The sequence below is a fragment of the Streptomyces sp. NPDC058683 genome (genome assembly GCF_042716195.1).
Classification (GTDB): domain Bacteria; phylum Actinomycetota; class Actinomycetes; order Streptomycetales; family Streptomycetaceae; genus Streptomyces.
The window spans coordinates 1-19,256 of sequence record NZ_JBHXSK010000058.1; the positions used below are offsets into that span (position 1 = coordinate 1).

Annotated in this window: 18 protein-coding genes; 7 read left to right on the plus strand and 11 right to left on the minus strand. The window is 72.9% G+C overall.

Annotated elements, in window-relative coordinates:
- Positions 1-128: 128 nt before the first annotated feature.
- Positions 129-377, minus strand: a complete 249-nt coding sequence (locus ACFWXC_RS43435; protein ID WP_351703860.1) for a hypothetical protein — start codon at positions 375-377, stop codon at positions 129-131.
- 470 nt (positions 378-847) lie between these two features.
- On the opposite strand from ACFWXC_RS43435, the gene ACFWXC_RS43440 reads away from it, so the two are divergent.
- Positions 848-1,810, plus strand: a complete 963-nt coding sequence (locus ACFWXC_RS43440; RefSeq protein ID WP_384488096.1) for an SDR family NAD(P)-dependent oxidoreductase — start codon at positions 848-850, stop codon at positions 1,808-1,810.
- A gap of 10 nt (positions 1,811-1,820) precedes the next feature.
- On the opposite strand, the gene ACFWXC_RS43445 is transcribed toward ACFWXC_RS43440, so the two are convergent.
- The 3 genes from ACFWXC_RS43445 to ACFWXC_RS43455 all read right to left on the minus strand — a co-directional run bounded on the left by ACFWXC_RS43445 (position 1,821) and on the right by ACFWXC_RS43455 (position 6,728).
- Entirely contained in the window at positions 1,821-2,045 is a 225-nt protein-coding gene (locus ACFWXC_RS43445) for a hypothetical protein (RefSeq protein WP_384488098.1), read from the minus strand.
- A 78-nt stretch (positions 2,046-2,123) separates the two neighbouring features.
- On the minus strand, positions 2,124-3,413 hold the full coding sequence (locus ACFWXC_RS43450; RefSeq protein WP_384488100.1) for an ROK family protein: 1,290 nt from the start codon (positions 3,411-3,413) through the stop codon (positions 2,124-2,126).
- A gap of 162 nt (positions 3,414-3,575) precedes the next feature.
- Positions 3,576-6,728 (minus strand): bifunctional cytochrome P450/NADPH--P450 reductase, encoded by a 3,153-nt coding sequence (locus ACFWXC_RS43455; protein ID WP_384488102.1) that lies wholly within the window; start codon positions 6,726-6,728, stop codon positions 3,576-3,578.
- A 162-nt stretch (positions 6,729-6,890) separates the two neighbouring features.
- Between ACFWXC_RS43455 and ACFWXC_RS43460 the strand changes: the two genes are divergently transcribed.
- Entirely contained in the window at positions 6,891-7,601 is a 711-nt protein-coding gene (locus ACFWXC_RS43460; RefSeq protein ID WP_384488104.1) for a helix-turn-helix transcriptional regulator, read from the plus strand.
- On the opposite strand, the gene ACFWXC_RS43465 is transcribed toward ACFWXC_RS43460, so the two are convergent.
- A complete protein-coding gene (locus tag ACFWXC_RS43465) occupies positions 7,591-7,989 on the minus strand; it encodes a DUF3592 domain-containing protein (RefSeq protein WP_384488106.1) in 399 nt (132 codons plus the stop codon). The genes ACFWXC_RS43460 and ACFWXC_RS43465 overlap by 11 nt on opposite strands.
- 198 nt (positions 7,990-8,187) lie before the next feature.
- On the opposite strand from ACFWXC_RS43465, the gene ACFWXC_RS43470 reads away from it, so the two are divergent.
- The 3 genes from ACFWXC_RS43470 (at position 8,188) to ACFWXC_RS43480 (ending at position 11,824) form a co-directional block, all read left to right on the plus strand.
- Complete coding sequence (locus ACFWXC_RS43470) at positions 8,188-9,468, plus strand: FUSC family protein (protein ID WP_384488108.1); 1,281 nt, start codon at positions 8,188-8,190, stop codon at positions 9,466-9,468.
- Positions 9,465-10,505 (plus strand): hypothetical protein, encoded by a 1,041-nt coding sequence (locus ACFWXC_RS43475; protein WP_384488110.1) that lies wholly within the window; start codon positions 9,465-9,467, stop codon positions 10,503-10,505. The genes ACFWXC_RS43470 and ACFWXC_RS43475 overlap by 4 nt, the downstream gene beginning before the upstream one ends.
- A 107-nt stretch (positions 10,506-10,612) precedes the next feature.
- Positions 10,613-11,824: a lactonase family protein gene (locus ACFWXC_RS43480; protein ID WP_384488112.1), complete on the plus strand. Its 1,212-nt coding sequence runs from the start codon at positions 10,613-10,615 to the stop codon at positions 11,822-11,824.
- On the opposite strand, the gene ACFWXC_RS43485 is transcribed toward ACFWXC_RS43480, so the two are convergent.
- A complete protein-coding gene (locus ACFWXC_RS43485; RefSeq protein WP_384488114.1) occupies positions 11,792-12,523 on the minus strand; it encodes a DUF2470 domain-containing protein in 732 nt (243 codons plus the stop codon). The two genes, ACFWXC_RS43480 and ACFWXC_RS43485, sit on opposite strands and share 33 nt — an antisense overlap.
- 124 nt (positions 12,524-12,647) lie before the next feature.
- Complete coding sequence (locus ACFWXC_RS43490; RefSeq protein ID WP_351703896.1) at positions 12,648-13,253, minus strand: TetR/AcrR family transcriptional regulator; 606 nt, start codon at positions 13,251-13,253, stop codon at positions 12,648-12,650.
- Positions 13,254-13,361: 108 nt separating this feature from the next.
- On the opposite strand from ACFWXC_RS43490, the gene ACFWXC_RS43495 reads away from it, so the two are divergent.
- Positions 13,362-14,903, plus strand: a complete 1,542-nt coding sequence (locus ACFWXC_RS43495) for a cytochrome P450 (RefSeq protein ID WP_384488117.1) — start codon at positions 13,362-13,364, stop codon at positions 14,901-14,903.
- Here ACFWXC_RS43495 and ACFWXC_RS43500 read toward each other — a convergent pair.
- The gene (locus ACFWXC_RS43500) at positions 14,862-15,704 is read right to left on the minus strand and encodes a pentapeptide repeat-containing protein (protein ID WP_384488119.1); all 843 of its coding nucleotides are present in this window, start codon (positions 15,702-15,704) and stop codon (positions 14,862-14,864) included. The two genes, ACFWXC_RS43495 and ACFWXC_RS43500, sit on opposite strands and share 42 nt — an antisense overlap.
- A gap of 198 nt (positions 15,705-15,902) precedes the next feature.
- On the opposite strand from ACFWXC_RS43500, the gene ACFWXC_RS43505 reads away from it, so the two are divergent.
- A complete protein-coding gene (locus tag ACFWXC_RS43505; RefSeq protein WP_384488121.1) occupies positions 15,903-16,985 on the plus strand; it encodes an aldo/keto reductase in 1,083 nt (360 codons plus the stop codon).
- Here the strand turns inward: ACFWXC_RS43505 and sigJ are convergent.
- Genes sigJ through ACFWXC_RS43520 form a run of 3 tightly spaced genes read right to left on the minus strand, consistent with a single transcriptional unit; the run spans position 16,979 to position 19,168 of the window.
- Positions 16,979-17,926 (minus strand): RNA polymerase sigma factor SigJ, encoded by a 948-nt coding sequence (sigJ, locus tag ACFWXC_RS43510; RefSeq protein WP_384488123.1) that lies wholly within the window; start codon positions 17,924-17,926, stop codon positions 16,979-16,981. The two genes, ACFWXC_RS43505 and sigJ, sit on opposite strands and share 7 nt — an antisense overlap.
- A 40-nt stretch (positions 17,927-17,966) precedes the next feature.
- The gene (locus ACFWXC_RS43515; RefSeq protein ID WP_384488125.1) at positions 17,967-18,431 is read right to left on the minus strand and encodes a cupin domain-containing protein; all 465 of its coding nucleotides are present in this window, start codon (positions 18,429-18,431) and stop codon (positions 17,967-17,969) included.
- 38 nt (positions 18,432-18,469) lie between these two features.
- Positions 18,470-19,168 (minus strand): NAD(P)-dependent oxidoreductase, encoded by a 699-nt coding sequence (locus tag ACFWXC_RS43520; RefSeq protein WP_384488127.1) that lies wholly within the window; start codon positions 19,166-19,168, stop codon positions 18,470-18,472.
- Positions 19,169-19,256: the final 88 nt, after the last annotated feature.

Below are 19,256 nucleotides of genomic sequence, written 5' to 3' on the forward strand. Positions count from 1 at the left end.
GAGGTGGGGGCACCCCCGGCCGAAGGCCGGGGGTGCCCCCGAGTGACTACAACGCCCCTGGGGCCGTCGCCCCTCTCGGGAAGTGCGTGCCAGACCCCGCGTCTGCGGCATGATCCAAAGAACAGGCCCTAGTGGCGGGGTATCCAGGTGAACTTGTCCCCGCCCACCCAGCAGACCACGGCCGGGTCGTCCAGGTCGTGGACCGTGATCCCGTGGGTCGCGGCGACCGCCAGCACCTCGGTGATGTCCCTCGCCTCACCGACCACCTCACCGTCGATCTCCACGATACGGAAGGGCGGGGTGCCCGGCTTGCCGGTCATGACCCCGAGCACCAGGATCCGCGGCTGGGAGATGAACGGGCTCGCTATCTCGGTCATGCAATCGAGGGTAGATCTCCCCGGGCGGAAGTGACTTGCCTGAGTCACCCTGACGGTGGAGGTGGCCATGGAACCGTCGAGGCGCTGGACCGGCTCGCCTTCCTGCGGAACGGTCCCTGGCGCCGGTCCACCGGGCTGTCCCGTGCAGCGGTTACCGGCCTGGACCAGGGCCGGGTGACGCGCATCACTTGCGGGATCGGAACAGTCCGGGGTGGTTGTCCGTTGAAGCAATCGTGGGTGCGGATGGGACAGTGTCCCCGGGCCTCACCTTTTGCCCACAGGGACGATCGTTCGGCTGAAGCCCTGTGGAGCCTTTCGCCGAGAGGCGACCGCCGTCCGCGCCCACCACCTGGCCGCCCCGGCTGCGAATCCCCCGTCGCGGCCGGGGCTTTCCGCTGTTCGGGGGCGGTTCGCGAGCCCCGGGATCTCGGCTTGACTTCGAGCGCACTCCAATTCGTAGCGTTCGAGTCATGAGCACTACGACTCCTCAGCACAAGATCGGTTCCGGATTCGGCGCGGACAGCACGGCCGACGACGTCCTGGCGGGCCTCCACCTCGACGGCCGGCTCGCGATCGTCACCGGCGGCTACTCCGGGCTCGGCCTGGAGACCACCAGGGCGCTGACCGAGGCGGGCGCCCACGTCGTCGTCCCCGCACGCCGCGCCGAGGCCGCCCGGGAGGCGCTGGCCGGCCTGGACCGGGTCGAGGTGGACGAGCTGGACCTCGGCGACCTGGACAGCGTGCGCGGCTTCGCCGAACGGTTCCTGGCCTCCGGCCGGACCGTCGACTTCGTGATCGACAACGCGGGCATCATGGCCTGTCCCGAGACCCGGGTCGGGCCCGGCTGGGAGGCCCAGTTCGCCACCAACCACCTCGGGCACTTCGCGCTGGTCAACCGGCTCTGGCCGGCCCTCGAACCGGGCGGCGCACGGGTCGTGTCGGTCTCCTCGCGCGCCCACCACTTCGCCGGGATGCGCTGGGACGACGTCCAGTGGCGGCACGACTACGACAAGTGGCAGGCGTACGGCCAGGCCAAGACCGCGAACGTGCTGTTCGCCGTCCACCTCGACCGGCTCGGCCAGGACTCCGGCGTGCGCGCCTTCGCCCTGCACCCCGGCGGCATCATGACCCCGCTCCAGCGGCACATCCCCCGCGAGGAGATGCGCGAACGCGGCTGGATCGACGAGCAGGGCAACGTGCTGAACCCGCAGGGCTTCAAGACGCCCCCGCAGGGTGCGGCCACCCAGACCTGGGCGGCCACCTCCCCGCAGCTCGCGGACATGGGCGGGGTGTACCTGGAGGACTGCGACATCGCCGAGCCCGCCGTGGAGGGCGAGCCGACCGGCGTCAAGGACTGGGCGATCGACCCTGACCAGGCCGCCCGCCTCTGGGACCTCTCGGCCGAGCTGACGGGCGTGAACGCGTTCGTCTGAGCACGACCGCTCAGGCCGACGGTTCGTCCGGCAGTGGCTCCTCGGGGTTCACCACCCCCGGGCGCGGTGCACCCCGGAGTCCTGTCCCGGCCTCGTCGGTGTCGGGGAGGTCGGCGTCGTCGTGGGCGTCCGGGTGACTGCCCTCGGCCGCGTCCCATGGATCCCGGCCGTCGGGCCGGGCCTGCTGGTCCTGCATGTCCCGGGGTACGGGCCCGTCGCCCTGCTGGTCACCCACGGCATGCTCCCTTCTCACGTCACATCGGTCCGAGTGGTACGCGAGTACCTCGCCCGGGAGCCGTGAAACCGGGGTGGCTCAGCGCGGGCTCCGCTCCTCCAGTGCCGTGCGCCAGGCGGGCAGACGGTCCTCGGTCGCCGGTTCAGCGCGGCGCCCGCCCCGGCTGAAGAAGTCCGCGAGGGGCAGGATCGCGGCCCCGACGGTGACCGCGTCCGGCCCGAGCCGGCCGAGGTCGATGGTGACCTGCTCGGCGGGGTGGCGCAGCGCGTACGTGGTCGCGTACCGCCGTACGGCGGGCAGGAAGCGGGCGCCCAGCTGGAGGCCGGCCCAGCCGCCGATCAGGATCCGCTCGGGCTGGAAGAGGTTGATCAGGTCGGAGAGCCCGGCGCCCAGGTACTCGGCGGTCTCCTCCAGGACGGCGAGCGCGACCGGATCGGGCTCGGTGCCCTCGGGCGGGTAGGCGGCGGCGAGCATCGCGGTGAGCGCGGTCTCCTCGTCGGTGCCCTCGGCCGGCCGGCCGCCCTCCTCCCGCCAGCGGGCCAGCAGCGACTCGGCGCCGGCGTACGCCTCCAGGCAGCCGAGCGCGCCGCAGCGGCAGCGGCGGCCCCGCACCCGTACCGTCAGATGGCCCCACTCGACGGCCCGGCCGTGCTCCACCTCGGCGGTGACCAGGCAGGCGCCGACGCCGGAGCCGAACAGCACCACGACCGCGTTGTCCGCGCCGCGCCCGGCGCCGAACCACATCTCGGCCTGGCCCAGGGTCTTGGCGCCGTTGTCGATGAAGTACCGCACGGATTCCGGGAGTTGGCAGCCGGTGCGGAGCAGCTCCTCCAGCGGGACAGCGTCCCAGCCGATGGTCTGGCCGTGCACCAGGGCACCGCGGTCGGCGGTGTGCTCGACGATGCCGGGGACCCCGACACCGACGCCGAGCAGCAGCTCCGGCGAGGCCCCCTCGGTGGCGAGGACCTCCGCGATGCCGTCCCGGATGTGGCCGACGATCACTTCGACGTCGTAGCCCTGCTGCTCCAGCGGCCGCTCGACGCGGGCGAGTTCGGTGAGCGTGAGGTCGAACAGCTCGACCCGGACCCGGGTCTCGCCGACGTCGACGCCGATCATGTGGCCGCTGTGCGGGGCGACGCGCAGCAGGGTGCGGGGGCGGCCGCCGTCGGAGTCGACGCTGCCGGCCTCCTCGACCAGGCCGTCGGCGACCAGGTCGGCGACCACGTTGCTCACCGAGCCGGAGCTCAGGCCGGTGGCCGGGCCCAGCTCGAAGCGGCTGAGGGGGCCGTCGAAATAGAGCCGCTGGAGCACGGCCGTGCGGTTGGCCCTCCTGAGGTCGCGTACCGTGCGCCCGTTCCGCCCCGCCATGTGGCTCCCTTCACAAACCCTGCCCGACCTGCAACATACTCCTTCGGGCAGCGGGAAGCGATATTTTCCCAACCCTTAGTTCACGCTGTGAGTGAAGGGTACCGCGAGAACCTGCGAGGACGGGGAGCGCCCCGCACGGGGCGCTCCGGGCGAGGGCGTCGATCAGTTGGCCGCGTATACATCCTCCACATAACGGCCTTCCGACACCAGGGAGTCCAGCCATTCCTCGGCGTTCCCGCCGGTCGTCCGCTCCCGGTACAGGGTGCGGAACGCCTCCCGGACGCCCGGCGCCATCCTGCTGCCGTCCCCGCAGACGTACACCCGGGCACCCGCGGCCAGCAGGGCCCAGATCTCCTCGGCCTCGGCGGCGACGCGGTGCTGGACGAAGGTGCCCGCCGTGCTGAAGGCCGGGCGCAGCGACACGGCACCGGCGCTCTCGGCGCCGCGGAGCTCCTCGGCGTGCAGGAAGTCGGCGTCGGCGGCGTCGCAGCCGAAGTAGCAGAGGGCGGGCGGAAGTTCGGCGCCCGCCGCGAGCGCGGCCGTGCGGTCGGCGACGGCGCCCCGGAAGGGGGCCAGGCCCGTGCCCGCGGCGATCATGACGACCGGTGCGCCGGCGTCGACCCGGAAGGCCTCCCGGCAGGGCTGGACGCGGGCGTACAGCGTGTCGCCGGGGCGCAGTGTCGCGAGATGGCCGGAGCCGGTACCCCGGTAGGTGCCCTTTCCGGACCGGGCGGGGGCCTCCAGGAGGGAGATCATCAGGTCGGCGTGGCGGGGGTCGGTGGCGGGCGACGAGGAGATCGAGTAATGGCGCGGCTTCAGCGGGGTGAGGAGGTCGAGCAGTCGGGGCCAGTCGAGGGCGCCGCGCAGCGCCGGGTGGTCCTCGACGATCTCGACGAGGGTGCGCGGGTCGTCGCCCAGCGCGGCGAGCGCGGCCTTCTCCGGCGGGCAGGGGTTGGCGTCGGAGAGGAGGGACAGCTGGTGGGCGTTCGGGCGCTCCTGCAACTCGACGTGGTGGGTGAGGAGTTGGCGGACCGTCAGCGGGCGGTCGACCGCGAGGCCGTCGCGGCGCGGGCGGGTGGCGCGGATGTCGAGGACGGTGTCGAGGTCGACGCCGAGGGCGGTGGCCGCGCGGGTGACGAGCTCCGGGGCGTTGGCGGGCAGCACGGTCAGGTGGTCGGCGGTGCGGTAGGTGAGGCCGTCGGGCAGGGCGACGCGCAGGAACCGCTTGGTGCGGGGGTGGCCGGGGGCGGTGAGGTCGTGGGCCTCGGTGACCGTCATGGGGACGAGTCCGTGGCGCTCGGCGAGCGCGTCCAGGGGGCCTCCGGTCAGGGCGCGGACCTCGTAGGCGGCGGTGGGTTCCGGTCCGGCCGGGGTGGCGTCCGGGTCGCCGTAGTGGTCGAGGAGCGCGGTGCGCAGCCGGGCGGTGAACGCGCGGACGGTGCCGGTCAGGTCGCCGGAGGCGTCGGCGGCGGTCCGGTCGGTGAGGCGGGTGGCACCGAGTGCGGCGAGGCGGGCGTCGATACGGGTCGGGAAGTGCTGGTAGGTGGCGGCCCAGTTGCGGTCGCCGACGCCGAGTACGGCGTAGGTCACCCCGGTGAGGTCGGGGTCGCCGTCGAGCCAGGCGGCGAAGGCGGTCGCGTCGTCGGTGGGGCGGCCGTTGTAGGAGGCGGCGGTGATGACGACGGGCCGGTCGGTGGGCAGCCCGCCGGCGTAGGCGTCCAGGGCGGCCACCTCGGCGTCGCAGCCGAGGCCGGTCGCCTCGTCGGCGAGCTGGGCGGCGAAGTCGCGGCAGGTGCCGTAGTTGCTGCCGTGCAGGAGGAGGGCGCCGGTGCCGGTGCGGACCCGGGCCGGGAGCGCGGCCGTCTCGTGCGGGTCGTGGACGACCGCCGGCGCGGCCCCCGGGAGCGGCTGGTGGACGCGGTCGGCGGGGGTGCGCGGAGTGAGGGTCAGGGTGAAGCCCTCGGGCTTGAGGGTGAGGGTCTCCTTGACGGAGAGCGGGTAGTCCGCGTGATCGTGCGGCCGGTAGCGGTGCACCAGCATGGCCAGCAGCATGGTCGCCTCGTGCAGGGCGAACTGCCGTCCGATGCAGGCGCGTTCGCCGGTGCCGAAGGGCTTGAAGGCATGCACCGGGCGGGCCGCCTCGGCCTGCGGGGTGAACCGGGAGGGGTCGAACAGCTCGGGGTTGTCGCCCCAGACCGGCTGGCGGTGCAGCATCGGGGCGAGCACGGTGACGGACTGGCCGGCCCGCAGCGGGATCCGCCCGCCGAGCAGGGTGTCGTCGAGGGCGTGCCGGCCGAACGCGGCCGCGGTGGGCCACAGCCGCAGTGCCTCGTTGAGCACCTGCCGGGTGTACGTCAGGCGGCCGACCTCGTCGTACGTCGGCTCCGGGTCGGGTGTGTCGCCCCACAGGGCGTCCACCTCGCGCTGGACCAGGTGCAGCGCGGTCGGGTGCTTGGCCAGGTAGTACAGGGCGAAGGACATCGCGCCGGAGGTGGTCTCGTGGCCTGCGATCAGGAAGGTGATGACCTGGTTGCGGATGTTGGCCGGGTCCAGGGTGGTGCCGTCGTCCGGGTGCCGGGCGGAGAGCATCAGGCCGAGGAGGTCCTCGGCCGCGCTCTGGTCGGTGCCGGCGCGGGAGGCGATGACGTCGTCGACGACCTGGGCGAGGTAGTCGGCGTCGTCGCGGAAGGCCGCGTCGGCCGCCGAGTGGTCGGTGCCGGGCCTGCGGGCCAGGCGGGTCATGCTCCACTCCAGGCAGCGGACCATGGACTCGACGAAGGGGTGGGGGTCGGTGCGCTCGAAGGAGCCGAAGTCGTAGCCGAAGCCGGCCAGGCCGATGGTGTCGAGCGTCATCCGGGTCATGTCGTCCGGGACGTCGACCGGCCTGCCGTCCCGTGCGGTCCGGTCCCAGGACTCGATGAGCCGGCGGGCGACCTTGAACATCACCGGGTGGTAGGTGCGCATCGAGCCGAGGGCGAAGGCGGGCATGAGGATGTCGTGCGCCTTGGCCCAGTTGGGCTCGTCGTTGTACGCGGTGAACAGTCCGTCGGCGGCGAAGGCCCGGACGTTCTCCAGGGCGGGCCCGACGTGCTTGGCGAACCGCTGCTCGTCGGCGAGGTCGGCCACCAGGTCGGCGTCGGCGACGAACAGGGTGTCCCGTCCGTGCAGCCGCCGCACGAGGACCGGGCCGTGTTCCCGCATCAGGTTCATGACCTGCTGGATCGGGGTGCGGCCGGGTCCGGTGGCGGTGATGTCGACGACGGGGACGCTGTACAGCGTGTCTGTGGGGTGGGGGTGCGGCGCGGTGGGGGGCATGGCGCGACAACTGCCTTTCGCGGGAAGGAAGTCCTGCGATCAAGCGTGGTCCTCCGGGGATGTGGCACGGCGCCGCCGCACTACACGATCGTGCAGTCGAAAGTGCGCGCCGGCTCTTGCGCCGTGCCGTCAAGTTGCCTCTGACCTGCGTGGTCGCCTTGGATGGAGGACGGAGGAGCGGAGGTGGGCATGGCGGCGGACCGGCTCGACGGTGTGGTGTGGCGCAACCGTGCCCTGACGCTCTTCGACCGGGTGGCGGTGCCGGTCGCGGTGTGCGATGTGTACGGGCTGGTGCTGGTGGCCAATCCGGCGATGGCCGCCGAGTGCGGTACGACCCCGGGACGGCTGCGCGGCCGCGAGGTGCTGGAGCTGTTCCGCCCGCAGGAGGAGGCGCAGGTGGAGCGGATCGCCGAGGCGCTGCGGCTGCGGCACCGCTCGCGCTACCAGGTGTCGGTACGGTGGCGGGCGCCCGGCGGGGCCGAGCGGTACGGGGAGCTGACGGCGGACCCGGTCAGCGAGGCCGTGGGCGAGACGCCCTCGCTGCTGGTGATGTTGCGGATGGACGGCGAGCGCGAGGCGCCCGCGGCGGAGCCGGCGAAGGTCACCCCGGTCGAGGGGCGGGTGCTGGCGCTGCTGGCCAGGGGCGCCAGCACGGCCCAGGCCGCCCGCGACCTGGGCCTCACCAAGGACGGCGTCACCTACCACCTGCGCCGCCTGTCGGCCCGCTGGTCCGCGGCCAACCGCACCGAACTGGTCGCCCGCGCCTACGCCTTGGGCGTACTGAGCCCCGGCACCTGGCCACCCGAGCCGGCGGAGCAGGCCGTATCCGTACCTTCCGGGGCGCCGAGACGGGCGCCGGGCGTCAGCTCGTGAGGGCGATGAACACCCCCACGCCCAGGAAGACGGCCCCGCCGAAGATCAGGAACACCAGTGGGCCCACGACGTGGCGCCACATGCGGACGCGGGCGGTCTGGGGGTTCGCCGCCAGGTAGACCACCTCCACCTCGCGTCCCGTGGCCAGGCCCATGCCGGAGCCGTGCATGCGTGGCGAGAACTCCACCCGGTAGCCGGAGCGGTCCGTGAAGGCGATGACGGGGATCCACTTCGGGCCGTCGCTGTCATTGGTGCGCACGTTGTCCACCACGACCCCCCAGGTGCGCAGCCCGTGCCGGCGCAACCGCCGTACCACCGCGCTCTCCCGCACCGCGAACCCGAAAAGCCCGAGGCCCACCACCGTGCACAGCACCGCGCCGAAGTTCAACGTCCCAACCCTTCCGTCCCACACGTCCGTTCGACACCTCGGGAGCAGGAGACGCGTCGGCCTGGCGTTCGGTTGCGGGTGCCGGGGCAGGGCGCTCGGAAACCCTCCGTAGTCCACCCTGGTCATCCCAGCACCGGCGCGCGAGTGATCCGCGGAAAATACGTTCGACGTGACCCACGAGCGGGAACAGGCCAAGGGATGCAAGACGTACGGGAGTGGGCCAGGGGTCTGCCGCAACTGCTGCGGCGCCATCGGGACCCGGTGGTCGTCCAGACGCTGCGGTCGGCCGCCGCGGCCACGATCGCCTACGTCGTCGCGCTCCGGCTGAGCCCGGAACCGGCACCGCTCACCGCCCCGCTGACCGCGCTCCTGGTCGTGCAGGTGACCCTGTACGCGACCCTCACCAACGGTTTCCGCCGGGTCAACTCGGTGGTGGCCGGCGTGCTGGTCGCCATCGCCTTCAGCCAGCTGGTGGGGCTGACCTGGTGGAGCCTGGCGCTGCTGATCGTGGCCTCGCTGGCGGTGGGGCGTCTGGTGCGCGTCGACGAGTACGTGCCCGAGGTGGCGATCAGCGCCATGCTGGTGCTCGGGGTCACCACCATCAGCAGCACGGCGTGGGCGCGGATCGTGGAGACGCTGATCGGCGCAGTCGTCGGGATGGCCTGCAATCTGCTGCTGCCTCCCCCCGTGTGGGTGGACGAGGCCGGGGAGTCGATCGAGGGCCTGGCCCGCCGGCTGCGGCAGTTGATGCTGCGGATGGGCGAGGAGGCGTCGGGGCTGACGCCCTGGCGGCAGGCGGCCGAGCGGCTGCACGAGGCCCGCCGGCTCGACCACGCCATCGTCGAGGTGGACGCGGCGCTGCGGCAGGCCGAGGACAGCCTGCGGCTCAATCCGCGGGTGAAGGAGGGCCTGCTGCACCGGGTGGTGCTGCGCACCGGTCTGGACACCCTGGAGATCTGCACGGTCGTGCTGCGGGTACTGGCTCGCACCTTCACCGACCTGGCCAAGGTCCGCGAACCCGAGGCGCTCTTCGCGTCGGACACGGGGGCGGCCGTGGAGCAGCTGCTGTCCCAGATCGCCGACGCCGTGGTGAGCTTCGCGGTGCTGGTGACGACCAGCATCAGCGAGAGCGCCGAGTCGGCCGAGGCCCGGCTCTCCGCCGAGCTGCACACCGCGACCGGCACCCGCGACAAGCTCGCCGAGCTGCTCCGGGACGAGGTCCGCAGCGACGACCGGAACTGGCAGTTGCTGGGTGCCGTCCTGACCGAGGTCAACCGGCTCCTCGACGAGATGGACACCGAGCACCGCACCCGCCGGCTCCTGGAGGAGCTGGACCGCGTCTCCGGCGAGCAGCGCGCCAGGCGACCCCGGCTGACCTGGCTGCGGGAGCGGATCGGCGTACCGGAGCGACTGCAGCGGAACCGGACGGATGGTGCGGGGCGTTCTCAGTCCGGGACGGAGAAGGGGGCACACCGGTGACGGACACGGCGGTACGGATCGACGGGAACACACTGCGGCTGCCGGGCGGGGTGGCGGTGCGTTTCGTGCGCACGCTGCGGCTGCCGGAGACGGGGACGCATCCGCTGCCGCCGGGGCTCGGCGAGTTCCCGGTCCGGCGGGTGAGCGACTATCCGGACACCGTCCCGGCCGGGTGGCGGGCGCGTGGCGGGGTGATGCTGCCGGTGTATCTGCGCGAGGCGATGTGGCTGAGCTTCGCGGGCACGGTGGAGCCGGCCGCCCTCCAGGTCGGTGTCGGCAAGGTGTGCGCGGTCTCCGGCGAGCCGTGGAGCGACCGGCTGTCCCGGGACCCGCAGAACTACCTGGTGCTGCCCCGGCAGCCCTGGCTGGACGGCATCAATTCCGGGAAGGGCACGGTCCGCCAGTTCGTGGCGGTGCCGCTCGGTCTCGGCGCCACGGTGGAGGGGCAGGTCACCGGCGAGGAGGTGTGGGGCGGAGTGCAGCTCCAGTCCTTCACGCTCAAGGAGGAGCCCCTCGCCGAGTGGCGGCGCCAGGAGCGGCTGCGGCGGGAGCGGACGCCCGCGCCGGGGCCGCTCGGCGGCTACGGCGCGGCACTGCCGATGATGGCCTCGGCGCCCGCCGCACCCGCGCCCGCCGCCGCCCCGCGCGCCCGCTCGGCCGGGATGGGTCTCGGGGTCGGCGGCTCGATGCGCCAGGAGGTCTACCAGGACGACCGGCCGCCACGGGACTGGGCCGACAGCCCTGCCGGGCGGGTCTTCGTGCACCTGGTCACGCCGCCGGAGTGGCGCCGCATCACGGGTGAGGCGCCCCCGCCGTCGCCGGTGGACCGGGCGGCGTACACCCGCGCCGGGCTGCCCTGGTACGACTACTACGACCAGGACGGCGAGGATCTCGCCCCCACGGACGCCCTGGCTGCGGTCAAACCGGTCGGCGACTGGCTCGGCGACGATCTGGAGCCCTGGAAGCAGCCGTCCCAGGGGCAGGTGATCCCCCTGAAGGACACACCGGGCACGCCGGTGGAGGACGGCGACTGGTGACAGCCGTTGCAAGACATGCAACGACCGTTGCCTGTCTTGCCTTTACCCAGGGGCCCGCGCCAAGGTTGCTGTGACGACCGGGGCGACCGACGACCTGAGGTGCGGGCATGGGCAGTGGTACGGAAGCGACGCGCGGCGGCTGGAGCAGGCGCCGGTTCGTCGGCGCGCTGGCGGGCGCGGCGGCGGTGGTGGCGGTCCCGGCACCGGCGGCACCACCCGAGGAGACCCGCCCGGCACCACATCCGGCACCACGTCCGACGCCCGAGTCCCCGACGGCGTCACCCGCCGGGCCGCGCCCGCTCTACCTCGGCACCTACACCTCCGTGGACGGCGGCGGCACCGGCATCGGCCTCGCCACCTATGCCCCCGACAGCGGCCGGATCACCGGCACCGGCACGATCGCCGACGTCGCCGACCCGTCGTATCTGGCCGTCCATCCGGACGGCCGGACGCTGTACGCGGTGAACGAGCGCACGGACGGCGCGGTGACCGCCGTCCGCCTGGCGGACCGGACGATCCTCGGCAGCCGGAGCACGGGCGGGGCGGGCCCCTGCCATCTCTCGGTGCACCCGGGCGGCCGCTGGCTGCTGAGCGCCAACTACACCTCGGGCAGTGTGGCCGTCCATCCGATCGACGCCACGGGCGCCCTGGGCGAGCGCACGGACCAGGTCACGCACTCCAGCCCGGCGCCCGGCCCCGGCCAACAGGGCCCGCACGCCCACCAGTTCATCACCAGCCCGGACGGCGGCCATGTCCTCGCCGTCGACCTGGGCACCGACACCGTCTACAGCTACCGCCTGGACCTCGCGAAGGGCAGGCTCACCGAGGCCGCCCAGGCGCACACCAGGCCGGGGGCCGGCCCGCGCCATCTGACCTTCCATCCGGGCGGACGGTACGCGTACCTGGCCAACGAGGTGGACAACACGATCGCGGTGTGCGGCTACGACCCGGCCGGCGGCCGGCTCTCGATCGGTGCACCCCAGTCCACCGGCAGCAGGCCGGGCACCACCAACTATCCGGCCCAGATCCTGGTCACCGCCGACGGCGCGTACGCCTACCTGGCCAACCGGGGCGACAACACGCTCGCGCGGTACGCGGTCGAGGCCGGCGGGGCCAGGCTGCGGCTGCTGGACACGGTGCCGGTGGAAGGGGACTTCCCCCGGCAGATCGCGTTCTCGCCGGACGGCCGGCTGCTGTTCGCGGCCGACCAGCGGTCCGGCACCGTGAGCGTCTTCACCGTCGATACGCGCAGCGGTGAACTCCGGCTCGCGGGCAAGCCGTTCGCGTCACCCGTCGCCGTCTGCGCGCTGCCGCTGTAGCGTCCGCGGGCAGGAGGCGGCGGCACTGGCCTGGGCCAGCAGGACGTGCATGCGCTCGGTGAGCTGGGCGACGTCGTCGGCGGGCGCGTGGAAGGCCAGCCGTACGTCGCCGTGGGCGCGGGTGCGTTCGATGCGCAGGGTCAGTCCGTGCCGGTCCACGGCGAGCGGCTGGACACGGGTCGCGGCGTGCAGGCTCTCGGGCTCGACGAGCCTGGTGAGCCGTTCGACGGCGTCCGGGTGGGCGTCGGCGAGGTGGGTGAGGAGTGTGGCCTCGGCGCCGGCCAGCGGGTCGGGGTGCGCGGCGGCGAACTCGTCGAGGTCGACGACGACCGCGCCGGAGGGCCGGCGCAGCACCACACGGGTGGGCTGGAAGACGAGGTGCTCGTCGGAGGGCACGAACCAGCCGGCCATCCACAGCCGGGCCCGGATCCGGTTGCGCACCGGGACCGGCGCGACGTCCGCGAACTCCAGCACCGCGGACGGCTCGCCGCGCGGGGCGCAGATCGCGGCCGCGAGCAGGGCGCTGTCCTCCGGCACGTGCAGCAGCACCCGGCCGTCGTCGGCGACGGCGTGCGCGCCGACGAACTCCTCGCGCCCGCCGTCCGCGGTCACCCTGCACGACCAAGCCGTGGCCAGCAGTGACCGGGCCTGCTCGGCCGCGCCGGGGCCGGCCGCCCAGGCTTCCTGTTCGTCACCCATCCTGAAACCTCCTTAGGTAAGCCTCACCTAACTTAGCGAAGATCGGGGAGTACGCCAAGCACGGAGTGCGTGGCGGACGGAAAGAACGACGTGAAGAACAGGGCGCCGCAAGGGGCCGCGGCGCTCAGGAGATGACACCCAGCAGCGCCCGCGCACACAGGTCCCGCACCTGCTCCCGCGTCAACTCCTCGGTGCGCAGCCATTCCAGGCAGACATGCGTGGTGAAGGCGAGCCAGCCGCGCACCGCCAGCCGGGTGTCGGGGCGCAGCTCCAGGGCGGGGCCGAACTCGGGGTCGGCGGCGAGGGCGGCCAGGATCTGGCGCTCCTGGGCCGCCTGGGCCTGCCGGTAGACACGGCGCACGGCCTGGTCGCCGGAGGCCTCGGCGCGATGGAAGGCGCGGAAACCGTGTGCGTGGGTGTGGACGTAGTCGAGGTAGACGTCGAGGCCCGCGGTGAGCTGCTCCCGGGCGGGCACGCCGGGCTCGGCCGCGGTCATCCGCAGCATCCGTTCACTCTCCCGCTCCACCACCGCCGCGAAGAAATCACGCTTCGTCGGAAAATAGTGGTACAGCAGGCCCCGGGAGACGCCCGCGATCTCGGCGACCTGCTCGATCCACACGTCGCCGTACGGGCTCTCGGAGAAGAGCCTGGCCCCGACCGAGAGGAGCTGCTCACGTCGTTCCGCGGTGCTGAGCCTGCGGCGGCTGCGCTCACCCTGGTTGGCGACCATGCCCGCACTTTACTTGACGTGGGTTCAACAACGGGATGAGACTGAAACCGCCTATTGAACCCACGTACAACTAGCTCAACCTGCCCCAGCTTCGAGGGAGATCGCGCCATGGCGGAGACGGCCACGCAGACGGCGACGGGGGCGGACGGCCCGCTTCCGAAGGGGTTCCGGGGAGCCGAGCAGGGCTGGCCCGAGCTGCACCGAATACCGCACCCGCCGCACCGGCTACCGCTGCTCGGCGACGTCCTGGGGGTCGACCGGCGCACCCCGCTCCAGGACTCGATGCGCATCGCCGGGCAGCTGGGCCCGATCTTCCGGCGCAAGGCGTTCGGCAACGAGTTCGTCTTCGTGTGGGGCGCCGAACCGGCCGCCGACATGGCCGACGAGTCGCGGTTCGCCAAACACGTGGGCCTGGGGGTCGCCAACCTGCGCCCGGTGGCCGGGGACGGCCTGTTCACGGCGTACAACCACGAGCCGAACTGGCAGCTGGCGCACGACGTCCTGGCCCCGGGTTTCAGCCGGGAGGCCATGGAGGGCTATCACGCGATGATGCTGTCGGTGGCCGGCCGGCTGACCGGCCACTGGGACCGGGAGCTGGCGGCCGGCCGCTGGGTCGACGTGCCGGGGGACATGACCAAGCTGACCCTGGAGACGATCGCCCGCACCGGCTTCGGGCACGACTTCGGCTCGTTCGAACGGGAGCGGCCGCACCCCTTCGTGACCGCAATGATCGGCACCCTCACCTACGCCCAGCGCCTCAACAGCGTGCCCTCGCCGCTGGCCCCGCTGCTGCTGCGGCAGGCCGCGCGGCGCAACGCGGCCGACATCGACCACCTCAACCGCACGGTCGACGACCTGGTCGCCGAGCGCCGCGAGACGGGCCGCGGGGACGGCGACCTCCTTGACCGGATGCTGGAGACGGCCCACCCGGAGACCGGGGAGCGGCTCTCCGCCGAGAACGTACGGCGGCAGGTGATCACCTTCCTGGTGGCCGGCCACGAGACCACCTCGGGCGCACTCTCCTTCGCCCTGCACTACCTCGCCCTGCACCCGGAGATCGCCGCCAGGGCCGCCGCCGAGGTCGACCGCGTCTGGGGCGACACGCCCGCACCGGACTACGACCAGGTCGCCAAGCTCCGTTACGTCCGCCGGGTCCTCGACGAGTCGCTGCGGCTGTGGCCCACCGCTCCCGCCTTCGCCCGCGAGGCCCGCAAGGACACCGTGCTCGCCGGGGACCATCCGATGCGCCGGGGCGCCTGGGCCCTGGTCCTGACCCCGATGCTGCACCGGGACCCCGAGGTGTGGGGCCCGGACGCCGAGAGCTTCGACCCGGACCGCTTCGAGGCGAAGGCGGCACGCGGCCGGGCCCCGCACACCTTCAAACCGTTCGGCACGGGTGCCCGGGCCTGCATCGGCCGCCAGTTCGCCCTGCACGAGGCGACCCTGGTCCTCGGCCTGCTGCTGCGCCGCTACGACCTGACGGCCGACCCCGGCTACCGGCTGCGGGTCACCGAGCGGCTGACGCTGATGCCGGACGGGCTGCGGCTGCGGCTGGAACGGCGCCGGCCCGCCCCGGCGCCGGTCACCGTGCCGGACGACGCGCCCGCCTCAGAGGGCGGTGGCTGTCCAGTGCACGGGGCGGGTGACTGACGCCGGCAGCCGGGTGCCGGCACTCCCCCGGGCCGCGTCGACCTGCGGCTGGGTCAGGAAGAACGCGCCCGTGAGGTCCGCGCCGGTGAGATCGGCGTCGCGCAGGTCGGCACCGATCAGGTCGGTGTCCCGCAGGTCGGCCCCGGTGAGGTCGGCGGCGATCAGGTAGGCCCCGCGCAGGCTCGCGCCGCGCAGGCGGGCGCCCCTGAGCCGGGCACCCATCAGGTCCGCGCCCCGGCGGTCCTTCGCCCGGCCCCGCACACCCGCGCGAGCCAGCTCGCTGGTGCGCAGCAGCAGCACGTCGACCCGCTGCCGGTGGGCGGCCACGTCCAGGGCGGCGAGTTCCCCGGGCGTGCCGAGGGTGAGTTCCCCGGTGGCGTCCAGCAGTTGCCTCAACTCGCCGTGGACCGAGCGGGCGGCGGGCAGGCCCAGCGCCTCGGTGAGGTACCAGAGCAGCTCGTGCAGCTGCCGTACGACCGGGAACGCGTCGAACATCCGGCGGGCGTGCTCCGGCGTCCCGGTCCGCCAGTCCTGCCCGCCGAAGGTACCCTGCGAGACCCGCTGGCCGGCGCCGAAGCAGTCGTAGACCGTGCAGCCGGTGAACCCCCGCTGCCGCAGGTCGGTGTGGATGCCGCAGCGGTGGTCGCCGCCGAGGTTCCGGCAGGGCTTCCCGGCGGGCTTGCTGACCGCGAAGTCGGCCGAGGCGGTGAACGGCAGAGCGACACAGCACAGGCCGAAGCAGCGGGCGCAGTCCCCGCGCAGCCCTGGCAGCCGCGACCGCTCGGATATGTGTTCTGGCATCCGCCCAGCGTACTGACGTGCAGTTCGTCGAAGGACACGGCCGATTCACCCGCCGACCGGAACCGGCCCGCAACGCCCTCCCCCGGAAACTCGACAGGATCGTGCAAGTCATCGGTGCGATCGCTCTAACGTTCCCGCAGCTCAGGCTGGTTTGCTCGAAGAGTCGGATTCCCCACCCCAGCATCCACGGAGCATTTCATGGCACTCGACGCGTACGTCGGTCTCGGCCGTTCCGGGCTCAAGGTGAGCCCCTTCTGCCTCGGCGCGATGAACTTCGGTGAGGACGGCGGCTTCGGCTGCTCCGTCGAGGAGTCGGAGAAGATCCTCGGGACCTATCTCGACCTCGGCGGCAACTTCGTCGACACCGCCAACTTCTACACCAACGGCCACTCGGAGGCGATCCTCGGCGACTTCCTCGCCGCCCGCCCCGGCCGGCGCGACCGCCTGGTCCTCGCCACCAAGTTCTTCGGCAACCTCCACCTCGGCGACCCCAACGGCGGCGGCGCGAGCCGCAAGGCGATCGTCGGCCAGCTGGAGGAGTCGCTGCGCCGGCTGCGCACCGACTACATCGACCTGTACTGGCTGCACAACCACGACTGGGCCACCCCGGTCGAGGAGACCCTGCGCACCCTGGACGACCTGGTGACGGCCGGCAAGATCCGGTACGTCGGCTTCTCCGACACCCCGGCGTGGTTCACGGCCAAGGCCCACACCACGGCGCTGCTGCGCGGCTGGACGCCGGTGACCGCGCTGCAGATGGAGTACTCGCTGCTGGAGCGCACCATCGAGGGTGAACTGATCCCGCTCGCCCAGGACGCGGGGATGGGTCTGCTGCCCTGGAGCCCGCTCAAGAACGGCTATCTGTCCGGCAAGTACCGCAGGGGGCGGGCCGCACCCGCCGACACCAGGCGGGCCGCGGTCGTCGGGCAGCCCGGCGACGCCCAGTTCACCGTGATCGAGGCGCTCGCCGCCGTCGCCGAGGAGGTCGGCGCGAGCCCCGCCGCCGTGGCCCTGTCCTGGGTCCAGCACCGCCCCGGCGTCACCTCCACGCTGATCGGCCCGCGCACGCTCGGCCACCTGGAGACGAACGTCGCCGCCCTCGACGTACACCTGACGCCGGAGCAGACGGCACGCCTGAACGAGGTCTCGGCACCCGCCCTCAACTTCCCGCACGCCATCAACCGCCAGGTCGGCGCGATGCTCAAGTACGCGGGCGCCACGGTCGACGGGGTGCCGAGTCCGGTCTATCCGCCCCTGCTGGAGAGCACCGCGCGCTACTGAACCGGGTCCTCGTCCGGTCGTACGTGGGTGAGCTTGGCCGGGTTGGTGACGACGTAGACGCCGGAGACCTGGTCGCCGTCCGGCGTGAGGTCCATGACCATCACGGCGTACGGGGAGTCACCCGTGAACAGCACCGCCGCGTCGTCGCCGTTGACCCGGCGGTAGTGCACGTCCAGGTCCCCGGCGCGCCGGGTGGCGTAGCCGGCCAGCATGCGGGCGGCCTTCTCCCGGCCTTGGACCGGGCGCAGCCCTGCCGCCTGCCGTACGCCTCCGCCGTCGATCCAGACCGTCACGTCCGGGGCGAGGATCTCCATGAGTGCGTGGATGTCGCCGCCCAGGGCGGCCGAGACGAACCGCTCGGTCGCCTCCCGCCGGACGCGGGGGTGGGCGCGGTAGCGGGGGCGGCGGGCGTGCACATGGGCACGGGCCCGGTGGGCGAGCTGACGTACCGAGGCGGGGGTGCGGTCGAGCATGCCGGCGATCTCGGTGTGGGGATAGCCGAACACCTCGTGGAGGACGAACACCGCCCGTTCCAGCGGGGTGAGGGTCTCCAGGACCACCAGCATCGCCATGGAGACCGTGTCGGAGCGGACCGTGTGGTCGGCGGTGTCCGGGGCCGGGCCGGCGGTGGCGTCGGTGACCAGGGGCTCGGGCAGCCAGGGACCGACGTAGGTCTCCCGCCGGGAGGCGATGGCCGCCCGCCGGGCCAGCGCGTGGTTCACCGCGATCCGGACCAGATAGGCGCGCGGATTGCCGATCTCCCGCAACGGCGTCCGGCCGTTCTTGCCGGACCAGGACAGCCAGGTCTCCTGGAGCACGTCCTCGGTGTCGGCGACGCTGCCGAGCATGTTGTAGACGACGGAGAACAGCAGCTCGCGGTGGTCGACGAAGAGCCGGGTCGCTGCGTCCGGTGCCTGGCTCCCGTCGGATTCGGCTGTCATGGGTCGCGCTCCTGTCTTCCCGGCCTCCTGTCCCACGCGCTCAGCTCTGTTCCTCGTAGCCGATGTGGTACTTGGCCGCGATGGGGTTGACCTTGACGGGGTCCAGCCGCCCCTCGGTGAAGACGGCGGGCCCCGCCTCGACCAGGTCCTCCAGATACCTCTCCCAGCCGCCGGGCGAGGAGATCTGCAGGACCCGGGGCGGCGGGTCGGAAGCACCGCGGAGGGCATGCGGGACGCCTCGTGGGAGCAGCGCGAAGGTTCCCTTGGGCGCCCGGTGCCCGCGGTCGTCGAACTCGATCTCCAGGACGCCGTCCAGCACGTACACGCATTCGTCCGCGTGCCGGTGGACATGGCGCGGGATGTCCTGGGCCAGGGTCACCTCCAGCACCGAGAAACGCCCGTCGGTGTCGTCGGTGGTCGCCTTGACGGCGAACGCGGGCGGCAGCGGGATCCGCCCCGGCCGGACGGCACCCGGCTCCAGCAGGACGAAACGGTCTGGGGACATGGGCGTGGCCTCCTCGGGCGGCTCGGTCGGATCCGGATTCACTTCCTGCCCCCGAACGCCTCTTTCCGGATGACGTCGAGGATGCCCGGAACACCTTCCGAGGTGCGGACGTCGACGAAGGCGTGCACATGACGGTCGTCGACCGCCTCGCGCAGCAGTGCGTTTCCCAGATCCGCGCGCGAGGTGAACCGGCCGGGCAGGCGCGACGTGGCGACCCGGTAGGAGCTGACCGCGTCCGTGTCGAAGAGACCGGCGGGCCGGACGACGGTCCACCGGTGATCGCCGTCCCGCACGATCTCCTCCATGCGCCGCATGTCCTCGTACACGGTCCGCCCGACGGTGCGCGCGATGGTGGGTTCGAGCACCTTCCGGAAGAGGAAGGTCTCACCGGGTGCCGCGACGCCGAAGAGCACGGTGGAACTCACACAGACCAGGCGCCGGACGCCGTGCTTCGTCATGGCCTGGGTGACGCGGGTGATGCCCTCGGAATACAGGCTGACGGGCTTTCGGCCGTAGGGCACCCCGAGCGTCGAGATCACCGCGTCCTGCCCGGCCACGGCGCGTTCCACCGCGCCGGGGTCGAGCACATCCGCGCCGGCCACCCGAAGCCGCGGATCCCGGAGCGGGAACTCCTCGGGGTGGCGGGTGACGGCGGTGACCGTGTGGCCTTCGGCGATCGCCTGCGCGGTGACCTGCCGTCCGGTCGGTCCGTTCGCCCCGAATACGACGAGCTTCACGTGTCTTCCCCTCTCCTGCGGTCTTCTGCCATCTGGGAGGGGCCCGGCGGCGACGAGTGTGACATCGCGCCGCCGGGTGGGACGTGGA

Excerpts from the sequence above, each read along its gene's own strand:
- ACFWXC_RS43515 (WP_384488125.1), bottom strand. The coding sequence starts at position 18,431 with ATGTCCCCAGACCGTTTCGTCCTGCTGGAGCCGGGTGCCGTCCGGCCG.
- sigJ (WP_384488123.1), bottom strand. The coding sequence starts at position 17,926 with ATGACAGCCGAATCCGACGGGAGCCAGGCACCGGACGCAGCGACCCGG.
- ACFWXC_RS43460 (WP_384488104.1), top strand. The coding sequence starts at position 6,891 with ATGGAGGACGGAGGAGCGGAGGTGGGCATGGCGGCGGACCGGCTCGAC.
- ACFWXC_RS43495 (WP_384488117.1), top strand. The coding sequence starts at position 13,362 with ATGGCGGAGACGGCCACGCAGACGGCGACGGGGGCGGACGGCCCGCTT.
- ACFWXC_RS43435 (WP_351703860.1), bottom strand. The coding sequence starts at position 377 with ATGACCGAGATAGCGAGCCCGTTCATCTCCCAGCCGCGGATCCTGGTG.
- ACFWXC_RS43470 (WP_384488108.1), top strand. The coding sequence starts at position 8,188 with ATGCAAGACGTACGGGAGTGGGCCAGGGGTCTGCCGCAACTGCTGCGG.
- ACFWXC_RS43500 (WP_384488119.1), bottom strand. The coding sequence starts at position 15,704 with ATGCCAGAACACATATCCGAGCGGTCGCGGCTGCCAGGGCTGCGCGGG.
- ACFWXC_RS43455 (WP_384488102.1), bottom strand. The coding sequence starts at position 6,728 with ATGCCCCCCACCGCGCCGCACCCCCACCCCACAGACACGCTGTACAGC.
- ACFWXC_RS43450 (WP_384488100.1), bottom strand. The coding sequence starts at position 3,413 with ATGGCGGGGCGGAACGGGCGCACGGTACGCGACCTCAGGAGGGCCAAC.
- ACFWXC_RS43485 (WP_384488114.1), bottom strand. The coding sequence starts at position 12,523 with ATGGGTGACGAACAGGAAGCCTGGGCGGCCGGCCCCGGCGCGGCCGAG.
- ACFWXC_RS43490 (WP_351703896.1), bottom strand. The coding sequence starts at position 13,253 with ATGGTCGCCAACCAGGGTGAGCGCAGCCGCCGCAGGCTCAGCACCGCG.
- ACFWXC_RS43440 (WP_384488096.1), top strand. The coding sequence starts at position 848 with ATGAGCACTACGACTCCTCAGCACAAGATCGGTTCCGGATTCGGCGCG.
- ACFWXC_RS43505 (WP_384488121.1), top strand. The coding sequence starts at position 15,903 with ATGGCACTCGACGCGTACGTCGGTCTCGGCCGTTCCGGGCTCAAGGTG.
- ACFWXC_RS43480 (WP_384488112.1), top strand. The coding sequence starts at position 10,613 with ATGGGCAGTGGTACGGAAGCGACGCGCGGCGGCTGGAGCAGGCGCCGG.